This is a genomic window from Neoakkermansia glycaniphila (assembly GCF_001683795.1).
In the GTDB taxonomy this organism is placed as follows: Bacteria; Verrucomicrobiota; Verrucomicrobiia; order Verrucomicrobiales; family Akkermansiaceae; genus Akkermansia; species Akkermansia glycaniphila.
In genome coordinates, this window is record NZ_LIGX01000001.1 from 43,901 (window position 1) to 69,294 (window position 25,394).

The window sequence follows — 25,394 nt, forward strand, 5'->3', positions numbered from 1 at the left end:
CCTCAGAAATTGGCAGAACATACTATATAAATAGTATGTAATTATGATGAATAATGCAAGAAAAAACATTCCCCTTCCTAATATTTGTCCACAAAAATATTCCCCGAATGGATGACGAATCAAGGAGGCGTTCTGAAGCTCACTTCCATGATCCGATCTGCCGAGACTGTCACGCACGAATGCCATGCCTCTGCACTCGAAACACCAATTATCCATAACAGTTATCTAACGTTAGAAATACTTCGAACATCATCATTGCATGATGTTACGACAACTTTCTATCCTTGGATGCTCCATCCTTGCTCTTTCCGGCTGCAAAGACAAGGCCAGGCCGATGGAAATGCCCGAATTCACCGTCGAAGTGGCGACTCCCGTACGCGGCGATGTCGCCGAATTCCGGCAGTGGGTCGGCAGGCTCGACGGCATGGTGGACGCTGAAATCCTCCCACAGGTGACGGGTTATGTGAAGGAACGCCTTTTTGAAAACGGGCAATCCGTCAAAAAAGGCGATGTCCTGTACCGCCTTGACGATGTACAGTACCGCGAAGCCCTGCAGCGAGCCGAAAACAATGCCGTCGAAGCCGAAGCGAACCTGGTCAAGGCAAAGAAGGATCTCGACTTCTACGAACCGCTCGTCAAAAACGGCTCGGTCTCCCGCCAATCCTACCAGGATGCTCTGCAGGCCTACCGGGCCGCCGAAGCATCGCTGGCTGCGGCCAAATCCTCCGTCGCCCTCGCCAAAACGAACGTCGATTACTGTGTACTCACCGCTCCCGTGGACGGCATCGCCGGCTTCGCACAGGCGGAAGTCGGCGACTACGTAGCACCGAACAGCCAACCGATGGTACTCGTCAGCTCCTTTGACCCCATCCGCATCTACTTCGACATCAGCGAACAGGACTGGCTGAACCAGAACGGTCCGAAAGGCCCGCTCGGCCCCGGGGCTCAGGTGAGCCTCATCCTCTCCAACGGTTCCGGATACCCCGGCCATGCCACCGTCACCGGAGTGAACAACACCGTCTCCACCTCCACCGGCAGCCTCAAGCTGGAAGCCCGCGCCGCCAATCCCGATGCGCTGCTGAGGCCCGGCATGTACGTCAACGTCCGCGCCAAAACAAAGGAAATCAAGGATGCGCTCCTCGTCCCGGCAGAATCCATCGTCACCATTCAGGGGCAAAACATGGTCATCGCCGTCGATGACAAAGGCCGGCCACATGTCGTCCCCATCGTCAAGGGTCTTCCACAGGGAGACAAGGTATCCGTCACCGGAGACATCGGCCCTGACACCGTCATCGTCGTCACGGGCACCCAGCAAGCCCTCATGACCATGGAGGGCCGAGGCAAACTGAAAACCGTGCCTCAGCAACCGACCGCCTGATCCCGCACCTCCTCGCGCCCGACAACACGCCAACGACACCTTTCCGCCATGATCGAATTCTTCATCCGCCGCCCCATCGTCGCCATCTGCATCTCGATCATGATCGTCATGCTCGGCACCATCTCCATCCTCCGGCTGCCGATCGCGCAATATCCTGACATCGTCCCCCCGGAAATCCAGATCTCGACCAGCTATCCCGGAGCCGACTGCAACACCGTGGTGGACTCCGTCGCCACACCCATCGAGCAAGTCATGTCCGGCGTGGACGGCATGGAATACATGACCTCCACCAGCACCAACACCGGGGGCATGAACCTCAGCGTCCTCTTCGACGTAGGCACGGAACCCACCACCGACCAGCTCCTGAGCTACCTCCGCTATGCAGAAGCCAACTCCCAGCTGCCCGCCGAAGTGAACGCCATGGGCATCACCATCCGCAAAGTCAGCGGACCGCCCATGCTCCTGTACAGCCTCACCTCGCCCACCGGAAAATACGATGACCTCTGGATGGCGAACTACGCCTACATCAACCTCGTGAACCGCCTGCTGCGCGTACCGGGCGTAGGAAACGTGCAGGTCTTCGGCGCAGGGCAGTACGCCATGCGCGTATGGCTCGACCCCGACAAACTGGCAGCCCTCCGGATCACCATCCCGCAGGTTCTCTCCGCCATCCGGGCGCAGAACACCGTGAACCCCATCGGCCAGATCGGCGGAGAACCCTCCGTCGAAGGCCAGAAATTCACCTACACCGTCATTGCCCGCGGCCGCCTGAAAACGCAGGAAGACTTCTCCCGCATCATCGTGCGGGCGGATGGCGATGCCATCGTCCGCCTCTCGGATGTGGGCCGCGTGGAACTCGGCGCCGAAACCTACAACATCAAAGGCCAGTACAACGGAAAACCCTGCGCCGCCCTCGCCATCTACCAGTCTCCCGGCTCGAACGCCTTGCAAACCGTCGAAGGCGTCCAGAAAACCCTCGCCGAATTCAAACTTGCGCCGGGCCTTGAACTCACCGAAGCCCTGAACACCACCACCGCCGTCAAACTCGGCATTCAGGAAATCGTCACCACCCTGCTCTCGGCTCTCGGCCTCGTCATCCTCGTCGTCTTCGTCTTCCTCAAAGGCTGGCGGGCCACCCTCATCCCGCTGGCGGCCATCCCCGTCTCCATCGTCGGCACCTTCGCCCTCCTCCCCGTCTTCGGGCTCGACATCAACACCATCTGCCTCATGGGCCTCGTGCTGGCCATCGGCCTCGTCGTGGATGATGCCATCGTCGTCGTCGAAGCCGTGCAAACCCACATCGACAAAGGCGAACCGCCCGCACAGGCCACCCGCGCCGCCATGAAGGAAGTCGCTGGCCCCGTCGTCGCCACCGCCCTCGTCCTCTCCGCCGTCTTCCTGCCCAGCATGCTCCTGCCGGGCATCACGGGCCTCCTCTTCAAGCAATTCGCCGTCACCATCGGCGTATCCATCGTCATCTCCGCCTTCAATGCGCTCAGCCTCAGCCCTGCCCTGTGCGCCCTCCTGCTCCGCCCCAAACAGGAGCGCCGCGAAAACATCCTCACCAAGGCAGGGAATGCCTTCGAAGCCGGATTCACGAAAGTGCGGGCAGGATACGTGCGAGGCTCCGGCTTCCTCATCCGCAAGGCCGCCATCACCGGGCTCGCCCTGCTGCTCATCACCGTCGGCATCATCCCGCTCGGCAAGGCCGTACCGGGCGGCTTCCTCCCCGACGAAGACGAAGGCTACTTCTACGGCACCGTACAACTCCCGTACCAGACGGCTCTCGGCGTCACCCTCGACACCTGCCGCCAGGTCGAACAACTCGTCTCCGCCATGCCCGAAGTCGCCGGAATCACCACCGTGGCAGGGTTCAACATGATGACCGGCGTCCAAAGCGCCAACAACTGCTTCTTCTTCGTCAACCTCAAACCGTGGGCCGAACGGCAGGGCCCCGGCCAAAAAGCGGGAGAACTCAGCGCCAAACTCCGCATGGAAATGCGCACGCGCATCCCCGGAGGCATCGGATTCTCCATGACTCCGCCACCCATCCCCGGCGTCGGGGCATCGTCCGACATCACCTTCCTCCTCGAAGACCGGGAAAACCGCGGCAACGCCTACCTTGCCAAACAAACGCAGGCATTCATCGAAGAACTCAAAAAATCCCCGGAAATCCTCGCCGTCGAAAACTTCATGGCGCCTTCCACTCCCCAGTACTACCTTGAACTGGATCAAGAAAAAGCCCTCCTTCAAGGGGTGGACATCGCCGAAGCCAACCAGACACTACAGGCATTCATGGGAAGCCTCTTCGTCAACTACTACAACAACTTCGGCTTCCAGTGGCAGGTCTACATCCAGGCCGACGCCGACGCCCGCAAAAACATCGAAGGCATCAAAAAACTCTACCTCAGCGGCAGAAACGGCGTACAGGTACCACTCGAATCCCTCGTCACCTCGAAAAGCATCGAAGGCCCGCAATTCATGATCCGGCAAAACATGTACAACGCCTCCATGCTCGACATCGTCGCCCGCCCCGGATACTCCACCCAGCAGGTCATGAGCGCCGTCGAACGCATCTTCGACCGCACCATGCCCACCGGCATGGGCTACTCCTACTCCGGCATGAGCTATCAGGAACAGAAAGCCGCACAGGGAATCGGCATCGGCACAATCTTCGCCATCTCCGCCTTCTTCATCTACCTCGTCCTCGCCTCCCTGTATGAAAGCTGGAGAATGCCCATCGCCATCCTCCTCTCCGTACCCGTCGCCGTCATCGGCGCGCTGGGAGCCTTGTACATCTACGGGCTGGACCTCAACATCTACGCGGAAATCGGCCTCATCATGCTCATCGCCCTTGCCGCCAAAAACGCCATCCTCATCGTCAAATTCGGCATCGACCGGCTCGAAGAAGGCATGGACCTGAAAAAAGCCGCCCTCATGGCCGCACAGGTACGCTTCCGCCCCATCATCATGACCAGCTTCGCCTTCATCCTCGGTTGCGTCCCCCTCGCCATGGCCTCGGGAGCAGGAGCCAACGCCCGCGAAGTCATCGGCATCGCCGTCATCGGAGGCATGCTTGCCGCCGTCTTCATCGGCCTCTTCTTCCTGCCGTATGCCTTCTACATCATCACACGCATCAAAAAATCCCCCCGGCAGGAACCTCAGGAAGCAGCCGCCTCCACGCCACCCGGCGCCGCCCGATAGCCGGACACACGCATACCGTCTCCTTCATACAGTCCCTTCGCTCGTGGCGGGACTGTATTTCTTTACCTGACTATTCCATTCCCTCCAGAGAATGGGCATACGCAACAAAACCGGGTTCATCAGGATAAACCGCACCGCGGACTTTGCCATGCCGGAACACGAAAACAGACAACAACAATCATTCAACACACTCTTTTTCAGCATGAAAGTCAAATTTTACCATGCTAGACGTGAAAACTTGCTTTTCGCCTCCTTCCTTTCTACAATCGAACGACATATGGAATTCATCGCCAAAATGCGCCCCATGAACTTCCTCTCCTGCAATCGCCGGCATTCATCCGCTCTACCCGGAAAACACCGCCTCCCGGTCTCAGCCCATGGTCCGGCCATCCACTCGAACAATCATACCTATGAAAACAAACCTCATCAAACGCGTCGCCTTCGCCGACTTCTGGCAGGGCTTCGATCCCCATGACAACCTGTTCCAACACCTCTTGCACGAACGGTTCAACATCGCCGTCGTCAACGACATGGCACAGGCCGACTTCCTCATCTACTCCGTCTTCGGCAACAAACACAGAAACTTCCCCGGCCCACGCCTCTTCTACACCGCCGAATCCGTCATGCCCCGGTGGAACGAATGCGACGGAGCCATCACCTTCCTCCGAGACGATGCCCCGCTCCCCGGCCCACATCTTCGCCTGCCCAACTGGGTCGTCAACTACGACATCTTTCACGCCCGCACCGTCGAACGGCAATCCCTCCAACCCGACGACATCCTGCAACGCCACACGAAATTCTGCAACTTCATCTATTCCAACCCTCATGCACAGGAACGCATCTGCTTCTTCAAGCATCTCTCCCGCTACAAACGCATCGACAGCGCAGGCAAAGTCCTCAACAACACGGGAACCCTCATCGGCAATGCCTTCGACTTCACCAAACACTACAAATTTTCCATCGCTTTCGAAAACGTCGCTTCACGAGGATACGTCACCGAAAAAATCATGCGTGCATTCTCCTCGGGAAGCCTCCCCATCTACTGGGGAGATCCAGACATTGCCTTGGATATCAACCCACGCCGCTTCATCCATGCAAGAGACTTCGGCAGCCCCGAAGAACTGTCCGATTACATCGCCGAAGTCGACCGGGACGACCGGCTCTACCTCTCCTACTTCCGCGAACCACTCTTCCTCCCCGGCCAACACGACTTCGATGCCTACCTCAACGCACTCGAAACCTTCATCAGGCAGACTCTGGATCAAGGAATCGTACGCCATCAGCACCCGCAACACGACAACCGCCAGCCTTCTGCACACGGCTACCCCGCCATGCCCTCCTTCGACGACGGCAAACCGTGGAAACGCCTCCCCGCAGAACAAAAACCGCACACTCCTGCCCACCCTGAAGAACGCCTTGTCGACTGCATCCACCCTCAATGGCGGGACACGCTCAAAATACTCCACGGCAAAGCCGAACGCCTGTCTCCTCCCCACGATACGGCCGATGTATTCGACATCAAGGACGACTCCTTCAGCCTAAAATGGAACCGCTGGGGCACGGAACGCTTCGTCAAATCCGGAACAGCCTACCGCCTGCAGCCCGAACAAAAACAGGCAACCCCCGCTCACCCGAAGGAACCGGATAACCGCATCGCACGAATCAACGCCCCATCCCGGCCTCCGCTCGTCTATCTCTTCGGTACGCCGTACCACTCCAACCTCGGCGACCAGGCACAAACGGAATGCATCCTGCACCTGCTACGCGACAACCTGCCGGCACACGGCGTCATCCTCTCCACCCTCCGCAACTCCACGCCCGGCCTCCTTGCCGCCATACGAAGGAAAATCCGCCCGGAAGACCTCTTACTCTGCCACAGCGGCTACCACATGACCGACCTCTACAACGAACAAAGCATCTACCTGAAACTCGCCGAACTCTTCCCGGATCATCCGCTCCGCATCCTCCCCCAGACCATTTACTACAAAAACCCACGCGTCGCGGATAAGACTGCCGCCATCCTCAACAACCACCCGGACTGCACCCTGTTCTGCCGCGATGAACACTCCTTCCGCACCGCACAACACCTCTTCCACCGCTGCAGGCTCCTCCTCTATCCCGACCTCGTCACCGCCATGATCGGCAGAACGGAACTTCCTCCCCACGCCAGAAAAGGCGTACTCTTCTGCATGAGAAACGACAAGGAAACCAAGCATCCAGCCGACCGCATCCTCTCCATACGGAGGGAAATCGATCGTATATCCACCACGTCCGCCACCGACACCACCATCAACCATACGGGCAGCTACACCATCGCCCACAGAACGGAACTCCTTCATGAAACCATCAGCCGATTCTCGCATTACCAAACCGTCGTCACCGATCGATACCACGGCATCATCTTCTCCCTGATCGCCAACACCCCCGTCATCGTCCTTCCCTCCCGCGACCACAAACTGACCTCGGGCCTCCAATGGTTCCCTGCCCCCTTCCGCCAACACATCCACCTCGCCGAAACGCCGGATCAAATCCCCGCCCTGATCCGGACAATCCTCCGGCAAGGCCCCCTGCCGCCCCTGCCGGATTATTTTGCCACCCGCTATCACGACCATTTCATGGAATACCTCACACCAACCGCTCCAAACCATATCCGGAAACAACCACATATGCATGAGAACTCATAAAAATCTTGCGACCCTCCACAGGACAAAGTAAAAATAAAACTGCCCGTTATCTCTATCTCCCCCCACTCCGCCGAAACACGCCAAGATGAAAAAACTCGCTGCCAGCTGCCTGATGCTGGGTATTTTATCTCCCGTCCACGCCCGGCAAAAAGCCACAAACAACCCGCCGTCACTAACCGTTGCGCTGACATTGGAACCATCTACGGAAAGCCCGGTCTTCTATGTACAATGCGACAAAACAGGAACAGCCAGACAACAAAAACAGGCTAAAAACAAGGAACTCGCATCACCATACACCTGCTCCTTCCGTCTGAAATCGACAGGAACGCACATACTCTCGATTTCCCAGCTTTGCGAGGCCTCCCTGCCGATCGCCATTGCGGGTGCCAACTATTATCAAAAGGTCGAAATCAAACCGGAAGCCAATCGTGTGGAAGCCTACCTGATGCAGGCAACCGTCGAACTCGTCTGGAATCAGGATGAAGCTTTCCCCTATTTCTTTCCCGGAAACAGCAATGTCATTGTCGGCAAACTGGAAAGCATCCCAGCGCCGCCAGACAACATATTCTTATCCGACGAAAATTTGAATACCCCCACGGTCATCCCTCAGTCAACCAGTCCGTGCATCGCCATGAAGCACCCGGAAAAGAACAACACCTACACGGCCGTGACTGAATACCTGCAGCCGAATGACTACATTCTGACGATCTATGAAAGAATCCCCGTCGGAAATCGTCAGATCGAACTGATCCGCACCCAAAAGGCGATTCGTCTGGAAAAAGGCAAAACACATTACAGCATCGTCCTTTAACTGCGGCACCAGACAAAAACAACACTCGCCGACCATATCCAAACACCCGGTGCGCCGCTTCGTTTCATCATCAATCAACCCATCACCCGATATGCAACCGACCATCATACGCCTGCTCCTCCTCTGCGGCCTGCTCTCCGCCACGGCACAGCCCGCCGCCAGCCAAAACACGCCCGCCCCGGAAAACCGAACTCCGGTAGAAGCCAACGCCTCTGACATGGAGCCGAAAGACTGGGATTTATTCTATGGCAGGAAACCCGGAATTCCCGACATCCGCCATTGGTTATCGGCTGAAATCATCTCCTTCCAGCCGAATGGCGACACTCCCGTCCTCACTTGCAGATACACCAACCACTCCCGCTATGACCTCACCATACTTGGAGGCGAAGATCTGGAGCGGCTCGCTGCACAGGAATGGAAAGAAGCCTTGGCGCGCCCCAATGGAGGGGTGGGTCCCAACGTACTTTTCTCTTCCGACTTCGGCAACGACTCCTTTTGGAAAGATGGAACCAGATATTCCCTCGACGAAGATCTGCCCACCATGAAGCTGCCAGCGCATACCGACACGATCGTCATCCGCAAACTGAGGAAAGGCCATTACTCCGATGATGAAGTCCACGAAATCACGACCGAAGCCAAAACAAACGGACAAGGCCAGGTCTCGGCATGGTGGCCTCTGTATGGTGATTTTGTGAACCAGGGGGAAATCTACCCGGCTGCCGCCTTTCTGACGGAAACGATTCACCGCATCGCGCTCCCATCGGGCAAGATCATCCTGCCGCTTCAAAACTCTCTACCGATCCCTCTCCCGCCGGAATACCGTCGCCCTTTGCCCTGCCCGCCCGGCATTTTCCTCGACCCGCTTCCCGTAGAAACATGGAAGAAAGAAACATCCAACATGGGCGGCTACAACACGAAAGATACGGAGAATTTCCTGTTTCTCGCGCCGGTCAACCTTCTGCTACTGGCAACGGACAAGGAATCGGCCGACCGCTGCGCCCGCAGTATGGAAATATGGTTGGAAAACGAAGACATGCAGGATAAAATCAAATCTTTCCGAACTGATCTTCAAGAGGATGAATACGATGGACACGGTTTTCTTCCCTACCTGCAAAAACGTTGGGAGGCCATGCAGCAACAGAAAAAAGCAGTCATCGACGAGCTCCGGAAAAAAGGCTTCTACGGATCGAACAGACTCCGGCAAATTGCGGAACGCATGGAAACCGTCGATGAACCCTTCGTCGAAGCCCTCAAACAAAAAAACGGGCATCCCACCGCACCTGCTGCACACCCATGAAATTCCTTCCTCTTCTTCTCGCACTCGCCTGCTTCGCCCATGCCAAACAACCGGAACTCTCTTTAGCGCGTCTTGACGGCATCGAATTCAAAGCCAGGGAACTCCCGCAGAGCCACATCAACATCATCGACATCTCCAGCAAAGAAATGGCGAACAAAACAGGGCTGGACCTCTTCCCTGCCTTCTACGCCGCCTTCACCATCCTGCCGATGCACCCTTTCAAGCCAACCGAATTGCGGCTGGATGGTCAACCCTTCTTCACCTACCAGCGGTTTGAAGAACCCCGCGACGGCGACAGCAGCCTGCAAGACTCGGGGCACCATATCCAAATCTTCCTCAAACAAGGAATCATCGAAATACTCTTCCACAAAATCGAATATCCGAGCAACAGCGGCACTTATGCCTTGAGAGACATCTCCTTCATCCCTCATATCTTCCGGGTTGCCGACGCCAAGGAAATGTCCGCCTTTCGCCAACTCTTCCTTGCCGAGAAAGAAATCGTCGCCCTTGTCATCGACTGCAACGAAGCCGCCCTTCCTCTCCTCCACTCCATGAAGAAGCTGGCGCAGCAATGCCCCGGCACGCACTTCGTCATGCCGACGGAAGCCGGAGAAAGAATCTACACCACACCCGGCGACTCCCTCCCTACCCTCGACCGCCGCATCAGGGAAATGGGCATCTCCACCTTGCAGGAACTCCACACATACAATCGCCTGATGAGCGAAAAAGAAGCCAAGGCATACGGAGGCGATATCTCCAGCGGCCGGAAAAAAATGAAACAACGGTATTTGGATGCCAGAGAACAACTCCAACCATAGCACAGATGCCGGAAACTTGCCCCATCATCATCACCGGAATACCGATCAAGCATCCTGTTTGAAAGAATTCCCTGCAGACTGCGTATAATTGATACCGTATCTGCATGCAGCAGTACAGCCATCCTTGCCGCCATGTTCAAGAAATCCACATTCCTTCTCGCATCTCTCGCCTGTTTGTCCGGCTCGCTCCATGCAAACGAAAACGGCGGACCTTCATACAACATCATTCCCGAACCCGTCCGCATCGAGCAGAAACAGGGGATGACCCAGAATCTCCGCTTCGACATCAAAAATGCCAAGCTCGATCCATCCCTCGGCGCAGAAGGCTATGCCCTCGACATCACGCCGCAAGGCATCAGCATCCGCTACGCCGACAAACGCGGCCTTGAAAACGCCAAAATCACCATTCTGCAACTCGAAGACCAGCTCGGCGCATCGCCGGCCGGCATCCCCTGCGGCACCATCACGGACAAGCCCGCCTACGCATGGCGCGGCATGATGTGCGACGTCGCCCGCTCCTTCATGCCTCTGGAGGATCTCAAAAAGTTCGTGGATGTCATGCACTTCTACAAATTCAATGTCCTTCACCTCCACCTCACGGACGATCAGGGCTGGCGCTTCCCTGTGCCGGGATACGACCGCCTGAAGACAGTGGCATCCACGCGCGGCCCCGGCGATGGCGGCGGCCCCGGCTGGATGCCCGCCTCCAGCGGCATGTACACGGCACAGGAGCTGAAAGACCTCGTCGCGTACTGCAAGGCAAGGGGCATCGACGTCGTGCCCGAGATCGACGTACCGGGCCACAACCAGGCTCTTTGCGAAGCCTACCCCGAATTATTCTGCCAGAATCCCTCCGCGGACAAGGTGGAAGCATTCAAGCAGACGCAAGCCTACACAAGCAAAAACGACGCCCAGAAACAGGAACTGCTGACCGCTCCCCAGGATGTCAAAACCCGGCGTTCCGGCGGCGTCAGCTACCATCTGCTGTGCCCGCAAAGCAAGGAAATGTGGAAGTTCTACGAAGCCGCAGTCAAACAGCTGGCCGACATTTTCCCCGGCAAGATCATCCATCTCGGCGGCGACGAAGCCCCGGCAGAACGCTGGGAACTCTGCGCAGCCTGCACCGAAGCACGCAAGGCCAAGGGACAGAAAAATACGAACGAAGAAATGCGCGGGTTCTTCAAGGATATGACCTCCCTCCTCGCCAAATACGGCAAGGAAGCCCAGTTCTGGTTCGAGCTGGAAGACGATTTCTACCAGAAAGGGCAGACCGTCTACACATGGCGCCTGGGCAAAACGCCCGCCACGGTGAATGCCACGAAAAAGGCCGGCCTCAAGTTGGTACTGACCCCGGGCGAACACTGCTATCTGGACTACCCGCAGCTTCCCGGCCACAGCAACCGCGGATGGATGCCCATGGTCACTCTTGAAAAATGCTACCAGCTCGACCCCACGCAGGGCAAACCCGCCGACCAGGTGGATCACATCGTCGGCGTGCACTGCACGCTGTGGGCAGAACAGCTTCCCACGCTGGAACACACGCTGTACCGGGCCTACCCGCGCGCCATGGCAGTAGCGGAAAAGGGATGGAGCCCGAAATCCGCATGGAGCTGGGAGCGATTCCAGCAAAAGATGGAAGCCCACAAAAAGCCCTTTGAAAAACGCTTCGGCTACACGCTCGAACGCACCATGGACAACGAGCCCGCCGTCAAACCCTGACGCGGCTACATACCCTTTATCCGAAACGGCAGGCCATGCAAGGTCTGCCGTTTTTGCTGCCCTCACCTCCGCATATTTCCGGGCGACTGAGGGGATACATGGGGCGGAGGTTCCGTCGTCAGCAGCGGAAATGCTTCCGGGTATTGATTCCATTGCGGGTTGCTCAGGTACAGATAAAGATTCAGTTCATTGTAAGGCTCCCGCAGCTTTTCCTGCACTTTTTCCCACAGCAGGTTCCATGAATGGCTCTTGTTCCCGCTTTTCCAGCCGGCGCCGAGGCACACACCCTCGATCCTGAGAAAATCGTTTTCGCTATCGTAACAGAATTGCCCCGTCTGGACGAACTTCTCGATCAGCTGATTCAGCCTCTTGTCCGGCACAGGAAGGCGGCGCGTTTTTTTCACCATTTTAACCCCGGCAGCCTCATTCGTATCATGCATTTTCCCATCCTCCCATGTTTCCATCTCGACCGTCTGCACTCCATCCTGCAACCGGATATGGTACGACCGTTGATGCGTGGACAGCCAGAATTCGTAATCCTGCTTCTCCTCGGGAGACAAACGAACTTCTTTCCACGCATAATGGGTGCATTGCACCAGTCCGGCCAGCGATAGCAATCCGGCGGTGACTATCAGGGCATTCTTGATTTTCATAGGTGTTTCTATCAGGAGGAAGCGGCGCATGCAACATGCCGTGCATGCACCGCACGCGGTCTATGATGCACGACTCAGCATGCCCCGACAAGGCAAAAAAAGGCCGCCTCACCATGCGGGAGGCGGCCTGTGAAAATCCGGATGAACAGCGAGCCGTTTATTCCGCAGCGGGTTCCTGTGCCGGAGCGCTTTCGCCTCCTTCGGCAGGTTCTCCTGCTGCATCGGTTTCCGGCAGTTCGTCTTCATCGTCGGGGATGACGATGGAGATGTCCTGAATGCGTTCGTTGGAGGCGAGAGTCATGAGTTTGACACCCTGCGTAGCGCGGCCCGTTTCGCGGATGGTGGCCACCTTGATGCGGACGGATTGCCCGGCGGTGGTCATGAGCATGAGTTCGTCTTCATCCGACACGACGGTGGCCGAGACGACCTTGCCCGTTTTCTCCGTGCAATTCATGGTCTTGACGCCGGTGCCCCCGCGGCTCTGGACGCGGTATTCGTCGAAGGGAGTACGCTTGCCGAGGCCGTTTTCGGAGGCCACGAGGAGCGTCTTCGTCGGATCAACAATGGCGAGAGCCACGACGTAGTCGCCCGTGCGAGGACGGATGCCGCGCACGCCGATGGTGTTGCGGCCTTGCGTGCGGAGATCGTCTTCCGGGAAGCGGATGCTCATGCCGTCGTGCGTGACGAGGACAACTTCGTTTCCGCCCGTGGTCAGCGCGGCGTTGACGAGGCTGTTGCCTTCTTCGAGGTTGATGGCGATGATGCCCGCCTTGCGGTAATTGACGAAGTCGTTGAGGCTGGTCTTCTTGACGGTGCCGTCCTTCGTGGCGAAGACGACGTTGCCGCTGCCTTCGGCGAAGGTGATGTCGTTGCCGTTGTCGTCCACCTTGCGTTCGAGGCGCAGAATGGCGGCGATGGCTTCTTCGGGCTGGAGGTCGAGCAGGTTCTTGATGCTGCGGCCCTGTGCGCTGCGCGCCGCTTCGTCGATTTCATACACGCGGTCCACATACACGCGCCCGGTGTTCGTGAAGAACATGAGGTAGTCGTGGTTCTGGGCGGCGAAGAGATGCTCGATGAAGTCGGCTTCGGCATCCTTTTTCGCCCCCTTCGTGGTGGCGGCCTTCACGCCCTTGCCGCCGCGCGCCTGCACGCGGTATTCGGCGGAGCTGGTGCGCTTGATGTAGCCGCTGTGGGTGATGGTGACGATCATCGTGTCGTTCGGGATGAGGTCTTCGATCGCCATATCTCCTTCAAAGGGGATAATGCGGGTAATGCGCGGGGTAGCGTATTTGTCCTTGATGGCGATGAGTTCGCTCTTCACGATGCCGAGCACGCGGGATTCGTTGGCCAGGATGTCGAGGTAGTCCTTGATGCGGACGAGAAGTTCGGCATAGTCGCCGGAGATCTTGTCGTTTTCAAGGGCGGTGAGCTGGTAGAGGCGTAGGTCGAGAATGGAGTTGACCTGCCGGTCGGTGAAGACGTAGCGGTCTCCCTGTACGGAGGCCTGCGAGCGGATGAGGATGCCGAGCTGCTCCGCCGTCTGGGTGGAGAAGGTGTAGGCCTGCAGGCGTTCGCGGGCTTCGTCGCGGTTCTTCGATTCGCGGATGATACGGATGAAATCGTCCATGTGGCCGAGGGCCAGCAGGAAGGCTTCGAGGCGTTCGGCATCCTTTTCCGCTTCGCCGAGGAGGTAGCGCGTGCGGCGCACGACGACTTCGCGGCGGTGCTCGATGTAGAAGTTGATGGCATCGAGCATCGTGAGCGTTTTCGGGCGGTTGTCGTGAATGGCCAGCATGTTCACGGAGAAGGAGGTTTCCATGGCCGTGAGCTTGTAGAGCTGGTTGACGACGACCTGCGGACGGGCATCGCGCTTGAGCTCGATTTCGATGCAGGTGATTTCGTCCGAAAGGTCGCGGATGCCGGAAATATCCGTCAGGATCTTTTCCTTGTACAGCTCGGCGATGCGTTCCTGCAGGGCGGCGCGGTTCACGCCGTAGGGAACTTCGCGGATGATGAGGAGGTCCTTGCCGCTGTCGGTCTGCTCGATGTCGATCTTGCCGCGGATGCGGACGGAGCCGCGCCCGGTACGGAAATAATTGTCGATGCCGGAATAGCCGAGGATGTCGCCGCCCGTCGGGAAGTCCGGCCCCTTGATGTAGGCGCGCAGGTCGTTTGCGGTCATCTGGGGGTTGTCGATGGTGGCGCAAATGCCGTCCACCACTTCGCCGAGGTTGTGCGGAGCCATGTTGGTGGCCATGCCGACGGCGATGCCGGTGCCCCCGTTGACGAGGAGGTTCGGGAAGGCGGACGGGAAGACGACGGGCTCGGTATGCTCGTTGTCGTACGTCGGCACGAAGTCGACGGTATCCTTGTCGAGGTCGGCCATCAGGGCCAGCCCCATGCCGGAGAGCTTGGCTTCGGTGTATCGGGAGGCGGCGGCGGGGTCGCCGTCCGGCGTGCCGAAGTTGCCCTGCCCGATGACGAGGATGTCGCGCATGGACCAGTTCTGGGCCATGTTGACGAGGGTGCCGTAGATGGCCTGGTCGCCGTGCGGGTGGTAGTTACCCATCGTATCGCCCACGATCTTGGAGCATTTGCGCGTCTTGCCGCCGGGGCTGAGGTTCAGCTCCTTCATCGCGTACAGGATGCGGCGCTGCGAGGGCTTGAGGCCGTCGCGCACGTCCGGCAGGGCGCGGGAGATGATGACGGACATGGAGTAGTCCAGGAAGGAGGTCGAAAGCTCGCTGGCTACGTCCACAGGTCTGATTCGATTGTTTTCCATGATAGAAAAGGTGGATGGGGGTTAGATGTCGAGGTTGCGGACGTTGAGTGCGTGGTCGACGATGTAGTTCTTGCGAGGTTCGACGACGTCTCCCATCAGGATGGTGAACATTTCGTCGGCGCGGACGGCGTTGTCATCGTTCAGCACGACGCGCAGCAGTTCGCGTTTTTCCGGGTCCATCGTCGTCTTGAACAGGTCCTTGGCGTCCATTTCGCCCAAGCCCTTGAATCGTGTGATCTCGACGCCGCGCTTGCCGATGTTGATGACGGTTTCGAGGATGTCCGTCACTGAGAAGAGGGAAACGACTTTCTGCTTGTCGCCCTCGCCTTCGACGAGTTCGAAGAGCGGCGCATCCTCCGAAAGGATCATGCTGCCCGGAATACCGAGTTCTTCAAGGCGCACGAGAAGGCGCGCAATGGCCTTGGCCTCATGCAATTCGTGCGTGAGGGCGCGGCGGCTCGGGCCTTCGCGCACCGGGAGCGGATTCGCCAGCAGTTCTTCTTCCGACGGCACGCCGAAGATGAAGAGGTCGCGGTTTTCATTCGAGAAGGCGGCGAGGGCTTCCGTATCGTGGAAGTACTGCACTTCTTCATCGTTGCCGCAACGGATCTTGACGAGGTATTCGGGGAAGTCGCCGCAGGTTTCGCGGTGCTTGAGCAGCGCGGAGAACTCGCCGCCCTGCGCCTGCATGGAATCGATGTAGCGCTGGAGGTTGACCAGCACGTCGAGAATGGTGGAGAGCTCTTCGGAGGAGAAGGTACGTTCTCCGTCCGCGCGGCGCAGCGTCACATCGTTCACAGCCAGCTCGATGAGCTTGCGGTTCAGTGCGATATCGTCCTGCACGTACTCTTCCTTCTTCTTGCGGATGACGCGGTACAGCGGGGCCTGCGCGATGTAGAGATACCCGGCGCGGACGAGCTGCGGCATGTGGCGGCAGAAGAAGGTGAGAAGCAGCGTGCGGATGTGCGCGCCGTCCACGTCGGCGTCGGTCATGATGACGATCTTGTGGTAGCGCACCTTCTCGAGGTTGAAGGAGCCTTCGTCCTCGCCGTCACCGATACCGGCACCGATGGCGGTAATCATATTCTGGATTTCCTTGTTGGACAACGCCTTGTCCAGACGAGCCTTTTCGACGTTCAGCACCTTGCCGCGCAGCGGAAGGATGGCCTGCGTGCGGCGGTCGCGTCCCATCTTGGCGGAGCCGCCTGCGGAGTCACCTTCCACGATGAAGAGTTCGCACTTCTTCGGGTCGCGGTCGGAGCAGTCCGCCAGCTTGCCGGGAAGGCCGCCGATGGAAAGCGCGCTCTTGCGCACGGTTTCGCGGGCCTTGCGGGCGGCTTCGCGGGCGCGGGAGGCGGTAATGCTCTTGTCGATGATCTTTTTGGCAATCGCGGGATTCTCTTCAAAGAAGGTTTTGATTTCTTCATACACGACATTGCCGACGACGCCTTCGATCTCGGTATTGACGAGCTTGTCCTTCGTCTGCGAGGAGAAACGGGGGTTCGGCATCTTCACGGAGATGACGGCGACGAGACCTTCGCGCACGTCTTCGCCGCTCAGGGAAGGGTCCTTGTCCTTCAGCAGGCCGTTGGCCTTGGCATAGCCGTTGATGACGCGCGTCAGCGCGCCGCGGAAGCCGGAAAGGTGGGTGCCGCCGTCGCCGTTGTAGATGGAGTTGGCAAAGCAGAGAATGTTCGTTTCGTACGTATTGTTGTACTGGAACACGACATCGACGAGAACGTCGTCATCCATCTTTTTGCCGTCGTATTCGACTTCGACCTTACGGAGGCCGGAAATGCAAATGGGATCTTCATTGATGACTTCCTTGTTCGTGCCGAGCTGGCGGACAAACTCGATGATGCCGTCCCTGTAATAGAAGGTTTCCTTGCGATGGGGCGCATCGCGCTCGTCGCGCAGTTCGATGATGAGACCGGGATTCAGGAATGCCAGCTCGCGAAGACGCGTCGTCATGCGGTCGAACTTGAACTCGATGGTATCGGTGAAGATAGTCGCATCCGGGAAGAAGGTGATCGTCGTACCGGTCACGCCCGCCGGTGCTTCACCGACGACGCGGAGAGGCTCGATGGTGTGGCCGCGCTCGAACTTGATCTGGTAGCGCTTGCCGTCGCGGCGCACTTCCGCCTTGAACCAGTCGGAAAGGGCGTTCACGCACTTCGCACCCACGCCGTGCAGGCCGCCGGAGTATTTGTATGCGCCCTGCCCGAACTTGCCGCCCGCGTGCAGATTGGTCAGCACCAGCTCGACGGCGGGAATGCCGAACTTCGGATGAACGTCCACCGGGATGCCGCGGCCGTTGTCGATAATGGAAATGGAGCAATCGACATGAATGGCGATTTCGATCTTGGTGCAGTAGCCGGCGAGATGTTCGTCGATCGAGTTGTCCAACACTTCAAACACACAATGGTGCAATCCTCGTTCGTCAGGGTCGCCGATGTACATTCCGGGGCGCTTGCGCACCGCCTCAAGACCTTCCAACTTGTCAATCTGGGCCGCACTGTATTCTTGCTGAGCGCCGGTATCCACTTTGGGGATGCCGGCCTCATGGTTTTCATCAGTCATACGCGCGCAATTATACGCGCGCGCGTATGAAAATACAAGAAAAATCAATCGTTTCGGCGAGAAACACCCCCTGCAGGCCCATCCTTCTCACACACGGGCGAAAGCAAAACGCATTTCTCTTTCCATCAACGCTTAAGACACCCCTCCGGCCACGCGTCACGGATAGTAATTCTTCACCTTGTCGTCAACCTGGTGCGTAGCGGCCCAGTCCGCGTACCGTTTCTTCAAATCGTCCACCACATCCTTGTGCCCGGCAGCCACATCCCGGAGCTCCGCCCGGTCGTCGACGGCATACAATTCCCACGCCTTTTTCTGCTTCGCATAGACGAGCTTGTACTCCGGCGTCATCACCATCCTGTTGCCCTCGTGTTCGCAAAAAATAGTCCTTTTCGCCCCCGGTTTCTTCCATGGCTCCGCCATGCCGTCCATGGGCTTTTCCGGCTGTACTCCGGCCCATCGCAAAATGGAGGGGGCAATATCCATAAAGTGCATCGGCGCATGATACAGCGCACCTTGCTCCATGCCCGGCATGCGGATGATGCACGGCACGGCCACGCCTCCTTCATAGGTCTGGATCTTGTAACCCTTATACGGCGTATTGGACACGCTTGCCCATGCCTTGCCATAACCACTCGTTTTGCGCGGATGGCCGGGATACGGCTCGTAATTCCGCCCGGGCATCTCCTTCGTCGCCCCGTTGTCGGAAAGGAACATGACGACGGTATTATTCCACTGCTTCTGCCGCTTCAATGCGTCGATCAAGCGGCCCACACCCTTGTCCATCTCCACGATCTGCGCGGCATACAGCGCCATATTCACATCGTCTTCCTTCGAACAAACGGCAGGCAGAGTGCGCTCCGCAGGAATGGCCGCATCCTTGCGGACAAGCCCCAGCTTCTTCTGCCTGGCAAGCCTCTTGTTCTGCACAGCGGCGAACCCCTGCCGGGCGTAGGAACCGATATACTTGTCCACCGTCGCCTTGGGAGCTTCGAGCGGAGTATGCGGAGCCGTATAGGCCACATACAGGAAAAACGGCTTGTCCGGCGTCTTGGCGGCATCCTTCAGGTACTCGATGGCCTTTCCGGTAATATCGTCCGTCATGAAGAAATCCTTGGGCAAATCTCCGGCTTCCAGCATGCGGCCGTCTTCCGCCATCTTGCGGCCGGGATCGAGCGTATAATAGCCGTTCGCCCCGCTCAGCAGCCCGCGGTAACGATCGAATCCGCGCTGCCACGGATACCAGCCGTCTCCTGTGCCCACATGCCACTTGCCGGACATATAGGTGCGGTAACCCGCCTTGTTGCGCAAGAGTTCGGGGAGAGTGGGAATGGACGGGTCCAGATGCCCGCGGTAGCCGGGTCGTCCGAGATCCTTGTCCAGATGGCCCACGCCAACGCTCTGCGGGTACATGCCCGTCAACAACGAAGCCCGGGAAGGAGAACAGCGCGGCACGGTATAGCAGCGCGTCGCCAGCATGCCTTGCTTCGCCAGAGAATCGATATGCGGCGTCGCAATCTCCGACCCGTAGCACCCGAGATCGGACCAGCCCATATCGTCCGCCAGAATCACGACGATATTCGGCCGTTTCGGCGAGATTTCCGTCGCGGCAAACGCCATGCTGCACACCGACAACAGAAAACAGAACAGGTAACGCACCATGGCCGTCATCATGCATGGTTTGTCAGAAAATGGCAAGTCCAAAGCCGGGAACAGCCTGATTTTCCGGCCTTTGCTCCCTGCATTCCAACACCTCTCCGCCACCCCGAGGCATGCAAAAGCGGCTTGACTTTCACCATCGGCTGGCGGATACTGCGGAACAGCCCGCATGGCCCTTTGTTATGCTCAAGACCGTTTTCCCCCTGCTCAGCATCGTTTCATGCTTCCTTTGCCAAGGCAAGGAAGTACTCATTCCGATCGGCACCTATGAAGGATCCATCGTGCCGGAACAAATGCGCCCGTTCACCCTGCCCGAAAAGGGAACCGTCACCAACCTGATCGATCCCGAAGGCCGCATTGCGAAGGGAACCGTCTTCGCCAAGCTCAACGACGAACAATTGAAGCAGGAAAAGGAGGACATGGAAACGCGCATTCGGACCAACAAAATGACCAAGCGCGACGACATCCGCAACATGCAGAAGCAAAAGCGCGACATCGAATTCTACTTCTCCCTGCCCGAAGAAGAACGCAAAATGGCACCGAAACCGACCGGAGCCGACAACAAGGACGTCATCAAGGATACCGATGAACGCATCGCGCTGGCGGAGAAAAACCTCGAAACCTCCGAACGCCTCGAACGGGAAACCTACGACAAGAAGCTCGACAAGTATGTGATGAAGATGCCCTTCGACGGCCGCCTGCAATACAGCTTCCCCCTGCCGAAGGATCTCGACGCGCCCATGGAAATGGAAATGATGCCTACCCAGCCCCAGTTCGCCACCGCTTACGACGACTCCTCCTTCTACATCACCTGCCCCATCACCAATGCGGAAATCACCCAGCTCGACGGCAAAAAAATCTGCGCCCGGATCACCCTCTCCGAAGGCAAACTGATGAAGGGCGAGTTCGACCGCAAGCAGGTATCCTCAGCAGGCGGTTCGGCCAGCAACACCTCCATCCTGTACTTCTTCAAGCTCTCCCCCGAGGACAACGAACGGGCCTACGACATGATCGCCTCCCGCCCGCGCGTCACCCTCTATTACAAGAGCGACGGCAACGACACGGTCGTCTCCCGGCTGGAACTCGCCAGAAGACCGGAAGCCGCCACCGCCTACAGCTGGGAAAATCTCGTCGAACGGGTCTATCCCGACTACAACATCGTCCTCATCGCCGAAAAGAGCATCATTCTCCGCCCCAAATGAATCTCGTCTGCGATCACATCACATTCGGGTATTCGCGCAAAGCTCCCGTCATCAAGGACTTCTCCTTCACCTTCCCTCCCGGTATCACCATCCTCAAGGGATACTCCGGCAGCGGCAAAACGACGCTGCTCAAAATCCTCGCCGGGTACCTCAAAATCAACAAGGGCAACATCATCACGCCCAGCGGCGATAAAGTCACGAGCCGAGCCTACCGCCGCAAGCACGCCTCCTACATGTTCCAGGGCATCAACCTGCTGCCCCTCGTCAGCGTGGAACGCAACCTGCGGCTCTGCGCCGAAATGGCCATGCTCCCACGCAAGGACTGGCAACCCCGCTGCAACCACCTGCTCGAAGCCCTCGGCCTCGCCGACCTCCGCAAACGCCGCGCGGACAAACTCTCCGGCGGCCAGTCCCAGCGCGCGGCCCTCGCCCGCACGCTCATGAAAAACTCCGAAATCGTACTGCTCGACGAACCGACCTCCGGCCTGGACGACGGCAATACGGACATCATCAAAAACCTGATCCGGAACGACATGGCCGACAAAATCTGGATCATCAGCACGCACGACGTGCGCCTCTTCGACACCGCCGATGAAATCATTGATTTTGACATGCCTGTATCTCGCTAAGGATACGTTCCATCGGTGGATAACCCGACTCTCGAGCCCGCTGGCTCGCCTCCTCGTCGTCTTCTTCCTCTCCCTGTGTTCCTTGTGTTTCATGGCGAACTACGTCCTCACCGCCAAAAACGTATCGAGCCAGATACGCCAGCAGGGAGGCGACTTCGCGAGCATCATGGAAATCACTCCGCAAAACGCCACTTCAAGCCTGACGGACGACCCTCAGTTCTACGAAGAAACATTCGGATGCAAGGCCGTCATCCTGCACAGCGTCGGATCGGCCAACATCGGCACGGACAACTACCCCATCTACACCTACTCCAACACGCAACTTGCCGAATTCTACCCCATCAACGAAGGGCAGCCCGTACTCCTCTACCCCAAAACACAGAACGCCACGCTGCGAGACGGGCCGGAACGCCTCACCATCAGCGGCAATGGAGGAAGCATCGTGCGCGACGTCCGCATTCTCGGCATCCCGGAGGACAGCCTCGTCTGCGCCCAATTGAGCGGCAACTCCCGGGGATTCATCCTCGTCGCCCCCGAACTGGCCGCCACATTCAATGCCCGCAGCAACCTCACGAGCGTTCTCCTCAAGCTCGATGAAATGAGCTATGCAGCCCTCAAGCGCGTGGAAGACTACTTCAAAACCCTGGGCAGGCTGGACAACAAACGCCTCAACGTCACCACCATCTCCAAACTGCTGAAAGACATGGAGCTCATCATGAGCAACCAGGCGGAATGCCGCGCCGGCTTCTCCATCGGCATCGCCGTCATCGTCGGCATCCTGCTCACGGCGCTGGCCTCCATGGAATACCGGCAGAACGAATACATCTACACGCTCATGAAGAGCTTCGGCATCCATCCCATCCTGCTCGTCGGCTCCTTCATCATCGAAAACCTCTTTCTGGTCGCCATCGCCTTCGTCGCGGCAGTCTTCGCTTTCATGGAAGCACAGAAGATCGTCCTGCGCGAATTCTTCAGACTGGGCAACAAAACTCTCACCCTCCCGGAAATCATGCCGGACGTGCAGCTGCTTGCCTGCGCACTGATCGCCTGCGTCCTCATCTCCTCGATCCCCATCGTCTTTGCCGCCCGACGTGAAATCGGCCGCGTGCTGAAATAAAATTCCTCCGCCTGAGAGCACAAAAACGGCCGCCCTTGATAGCGGCCCTTCTGTGAACCGGGCGGTTCAACGATCATGCAACGCCCTACTCGACGTACAGCTTCATGCGGGTCAGCTGTTCCTTCAGCTTCGGAGCCATCTCCGAAGAAGGAGCCGCATCGTAGGCGGCCTTGAGAATCTCGTAGGCCTTGCGCATATCCTTCTTGCGCACGGCGTAGCGGTGCATCTGGTAACGGGCCAGCAGCTTCTGGCGCATCTCGGGCAGGAGATCCGTGCTGGCGAGCATCTCATCCACCATCACATCCGCTTCATCGAACTTCTGGTCCGACACGAGATCGCGCAACGTGTCGAGCCTCTCGCTCTGATCCCGGTGCCGCACCAGCTTATCCAGCTTTTTGGCGAAACCCAGCATATCATCCGGATCCATCTTGACGATTTCCTGCATCACCGGCTCATAGCAAAGCTGCAAATTCTCCGGAATAAGCTCCACGCCATGCGCCAGCAAAGTCGCACGGGCCATGCCGCTGGAATGCCGGGCATCCTGCATCAGGGCATCGAACTTCTCCTTCACCCTGAATGTGAGCTTCAGCTGGCCGATCCACTCGTTCGCATCCAGCAGCTCCTCGCCGCCAACCACCTGGGCATAAGGCAGGCCGTTGGCATCCAAAAGCACCAGACTGGGGTATGACCCTACCTGAAAGCGGTTCTTCAGCTCCGTATTATACTTGCAACGCTCGGGCGATATCGGGCGGAACCCCGGAAACCTTATCTCAACGCAGACGAAACGTTTTGACGCGTATTCGGCAAACGCCGGGGTATGCAGCACTTCCTCACGCACGGCTCGGCTGGTGGCATCCCAATCCGGGCCCAGAAAACTGGCCAACACGGATTTATGCTCCACCTTCGCCTTCTGCACAGCCTGTTCGATATTCTCCAACCACACAAGATCTGTACGAGGCTCATCCACGACACTGATCGTGCAACAGAGAACAATGGATGCGGCGGAACTCAACATAAAACTTGCTTGCTATTGGTTAGAGTCAAAAAAAACACATTGCGTTCAATCTATCTGCCATGAAACTGCAACTCTTCCGTCATTCTCCCCTGCCTGGTCCCGGAGCATCTTCGCCGCTCACGGCCTGACGCTTACCGACGACTTCTTTTCATCGTCCGGAGCATTCTGGGAAAACCATGATCCCGAACGCTTTCCGGCCGCCTCCGCCGCACCGCCCTCCTCCACGGCTCCATATTTCCCCTCCACGATGGCTTTCCGGTAGGAATTGATATTCCGCACCCAGCGACCCGTACTTCTCCGGCAATAACGGCGGCCGATCGACTCGACCGAGGTCAACCCGGAAGCACGGTATTTTTCCAGCAGCACGGCCACGGCCTCCACGCCCTGCTCGGGCGTCTCGAACTTCTGCAACCCGCCGCGCTTCCTCATCAGGCCGCCGAAATTGTTCTTCTGGCGCGCGGCCTTCGACTTTCCGTTGCCCGACTCGAAGCGAATGATCGCCTCCATCAGCACGGGGTCGATACCGTGTTCCACAGCCGATTTCCGGATGGCTGGGCGCAGGTCGCTGATCGTATCGGCGAACAGCGGCAGGCACAGCAATGTCACGCAAAAAGCGGCAATAAAATTCATCCGAATACCATACCACAAAAAAACGGCTACTCAAGCCGAAAGCTCCTCCCCCGGCTCCACCCGCCTCCGGCACGTCGCCGAACCCTCGAAAAAAGGGCGCATCCGAAGATGCGCCCTGTCAAAAAAATCCGGTACTTCGTTTATTGCACCGTCTTCGCGCAGGCTTCGGCCACTTCGCGGAAAGCGGCGGACACGGGATTCGCGGCAGGATCTTCCAGCGCGACCGGATGGCCTTCATCACCGCAGGTGCGCGTATCCACATCAAGGGGAATCTGCCCCAGCAGCGGCACTCCCAGCTTATCCGCTTCCTTCCTGCCGCCGCCTTCGCCGAAGATGAAATACTTCTTGCCATCGGACGGACACAGGAAATAGCTCATATTCTCGACCACGCCGAGAATGGGCGTTTCCACCTTCTTGAACAGGCCGATCGCCTTGCGGGCATCGATCAGCGCCACTTCCTGCGGAGTCGTCACGATCACGGCGCCGGCCAGCTCCACCGTCTGCACGATAGTGAGCTGAATATCGCCCGTACCCGGAGGAAGATCGAGAATCAGGAAATCGAGGCCGCCCCACTCCACATTGCGGAGGAACTGCTGCACATAGCGGGTCGCCAGCGGGCCTCGCACGGCCACGGGGGAATCCTCTTCGATCATCAGGCCAAGGGAAAGAAGCTTGATGCCATGAGCCTCGATCGGAAGGAACTCATCATTATCGTTTGCGCCGGGACGCTCCTTGGTGCCGAACATCAGGGCCATGGAGGGGCCGTAGATATCGAGGTCAAGCAGGCCGACCCTGTAACCGAGCTTCGACAGCGCGACGGCGAGATTGGCAGACACCGTGGACTTGCCCACGCCGCCCTTGCCGGAGGCCACGGCGATCACATGCTTCACGCCGGGCACGGCCGCCTTCCAGCTCGCCGGGTCGTCATTGGTCGCCTGCTTCACTTCCGGAGCCTTGTGCTCGATGCGGATATCCGCATGCTTCACACCGGGCAAGTGCTTCATCACACCCTGCACGCCTTCGTAGATGTAGCGCGGAATATCCGCATTCTTGCTCTCGATCACGAGATCGACCGTCACTTCATTATCGGGAGTCACGGCAATATTCTTGACCAGTCCGAAGGCCACGATATCCCTGCTGAAGCCGGGATATTTGACAGTCGTCAACGCGGCGCGGATCAGTTCCGGTGTCAATGGGGGCTGCTCGCTCATAAATCGTC

The 25,394-nt window shown here is 58.2% G+C and carries 17 protein-coding genes; 10 read left to right on the forward strand and 7 right to left on the reverse strand.

The genetic code is table 11. From position 1 onward, the window contains the following. Window positions 1–259 precede the first annotated feature (259 nt). From AC781_RS00160 to AC781_RS00190, 7 genes are all read left to right on the forward strand, one after another. On the forward strand, window positions 260–1,378 hold the full coding sequence (locus AC781_RS00160; protein ID WP_071133360.1) for an efflux RND transporter periplasmic adaptor subunit: 1,119 nt from the start codon (window positions 260–262) through the stop codon (window positions 1,376–1,378). A gap of 48 nt (window positions 1,379–1,426) precedes the next feature. Further along, window positions 1,427–4,582, forward strand: a complete 3,156-nt coding sequence (locus AC781_RS00165) for an efflux RND transporter permease subunit (protein ID WP_067771604.1) — start codon at window positions 1,427–1,429, stop codon at window positions 4,580–4,582. 410 nt (window positions 4,583–4,992) lie between these two features. Further along, window positions 4,993–7,266 (forward strand): glycosyltransferase family 10 domain-containing protein, encoded by a 2,274-nt coding sequence (locus AC781_RS00170; protein ID WP_067771608.1) that lies wholly within the window; start codon window positions 4,993–4,995, stop codon window positions 7,264–7,266. Window positions 7,267–7,351: 85 nt separating this feature from the next. Continuing rightward, a complete protein-coding gene (locus AC781_RS00175; RefSeq protein ID WP_067771612.1) occupies window positions 7,352–8,077 on the forward strand; it encodes a hypothetical protein in 726 nt (241 codons plus the stop codon). A gap of 91 nt (window positions 8,078–8,168) precedes the next feature. After that, window positions 8,169–9,374 carry a hypothetical protein gene (locus AC781_RS00180; protein ID WP_067771614.1) on the forward strand — a complete coding sequence of 402 codons (1,206 nt, stop codon included), beginning with the start codon at window positions 8,169–8,171 and terminating at the stop codon, window positions 9,372–9,374. Next, entirely contained in the window at window positions 9,371–10,192 is an 822-nt protein-coding gene (locus AC781_RS00185) for a hypothetical protein (protein WP_067771617.1), read from the forward strand. The genes AC781_RS00180 and AC781_RS00185 overlap by 4 nt, the downstream gene beginning before the upstream one ends. Before the next feature lie 132 nt (window positions 10,193–10,324). Beyond that, window positions 10,325–11,911: a beta-N-acetylhexosaminidase gene (locus tag AC781_RS00190; RefSeq protein WP_067771621.1), complete on the forward strand. Its 1,587-nt coding sequence runs from the start codon at window positions 10,325–10,327 to the stop codon at window positions 11,909–11,911. 62 nt (window positions 11,912–11,973) lie between these two features. Here AC781_RS00190 and AC781_RS00195 read toward each other — a convergent pair whose 3' ends face one another. From AC781_RS00195 to AC781_RS00210, 4 genes are all read right to left on the reverse strand, one after another. Further along, window positions 11,974–12,564 (reverse strand): hypothetical protein, encoded by a 591-nt coding sequence (locus tag AC781_RS00195; protein WP_067771624.1) that lies wholly within the window; start codon window positions 12,562–12,564, stop codon window positions 11,974–11,976. A gap of 157 nt (window positions 12,565–12,721) precedes the next feature. Continuing rightward, entirely contained in the window at window positions 12,722–15,346 is a 2,625-nt protein-coding gene (gyrA, locus tag AC781_RS00200; protein ID WP_067771627.1) for a DNA gyrase subunit A, read from the reverse strand. Window positions 15,347–15,367: 21 nt separating this feature from the next. Continuing rightward, a complete protein-coding gene (gene gyrB / locus AC781_RS00205) occupies window positions 15,368–17,926 on the reverse strand; it encodes a DNA topoisomerase (ATP-hydrolyzing) subunit B (RefSeq protein ID WP_067771630.1) in 2,559 nt (852 codons plus the stop codon). 156 nt (window positions 17,927–18,082) lie between these two features. Beyond that, window positions 18,083–19,585, reverse strand: coding sequence for a sulfatase-like hydrolase/transferase (locus tag AC781_RS00210; RefSeq protein ID WP_172801785.1), 1,503 nt, complete (start codon window positions 19,583–19,585; stop codon window positions 18,083–18,085). 179 nt (window positions 19,586–19,764) lie between these two features. Here AC781_RS00210 and AC781_RS00215 point away from each other — a divergent pair, with 179 nt between their 5' ends. From AC781_RS00215 to AC781_RS00225, 3 genes are read left to right on the forward strand one after another with little or no spacing between them, the layout of a single operon-like run. Continuing rightward, window positions 19,765–20,784, forward strand: a complete 1,020-nt coding sequence (locus AC781_RS00215; RefSeq protein ID WP_067771636.1) for a hypothetical protein — start codon at window positions 19,765–19,767, stop codon at window positions 20,782–20,784. Beyond that, on the forward strand, window positions 20,781–21,413 hold the full coding sequence (locus tag AC781_RS00220) for an ATP-binding cassette domain-containing protein (RefSeq protein ID WP_067771639.1): 633 nt from the start codon (window positions 20,781–20,783) through the stop codon (window positions 21,411–21,413). The genes AC781_RS00215 and AC781_RS00220 overlap by 4 nt, the downstream gene beginning before the upstream one ends. Then, window positions 21,376–22,530: an FtsX-like permease family protein gene (locus tag AC781_RS00225; RefSeq protein WP_083076299.1), complete on the forward strand. Its 1,155-nt coding sequence runs from the start codon at window positions 21,376–21,378 to the stop codon at window positions 22,528–22,530. The genes AC781_RS00220 and AC781_RS00225 overlap by 38 nt, the downstream gene beginning before the upstream one ends. Before the next feature lie 85 nt (window positions 22,531–22,615). Here the strand turns inward: AC781_RS00225 and AC781_RS00230 are convergent, their stop codons facing one another. The 3 genes from AC781_RS00230 to AC781_RS00240 all read right to left on the reverse strand — a co-directional run bounded on the left by AC781_RS00230 (window position 22,616) and on the right by AC781_RS00240 (window position 25,386). After that, entirely contained in the window at window positions 22,616–23,497 is an 882-nt protein-coding gene (locus tag AC781_RS00230; protein WP_176712461.1) for a thioredoxin family protein, read from the reverse strand. A gap of 165 nt (window positions 23,498–23,662) precedes the next feature. Then, the gene (locus tag AC781_RS00235; protein WP_067771647.1) at window positions 23,663–24,175 is read right to left on the reverse strand and encodes a glucosaminidase domain-containing protein; all 513 of its coding nucleotides are present in this window, start codon (window positions 24,173–24,175) and stop codon (window positions 23,663–23,665) included. A 140-nt stretch (window positions 24,176–24,315) separates the two neighbouring features. Continuing rightward, window positions 24,316–25,386 carry an Mrp/NBP35 family ATP-binding protein gene (locus AC781_RS00240; RefSeq protein WP_067771650.1) on the reverse strand — a complete coding sequence of 357 codons (1,071 nt, stop codon included), beginning with the start codon at window positions 25,384–25,386 and terminating at the stop codon, window positions 24,316–24,318. Window positions 25,387–25,394: the final 8 nt, after the last annotated feature.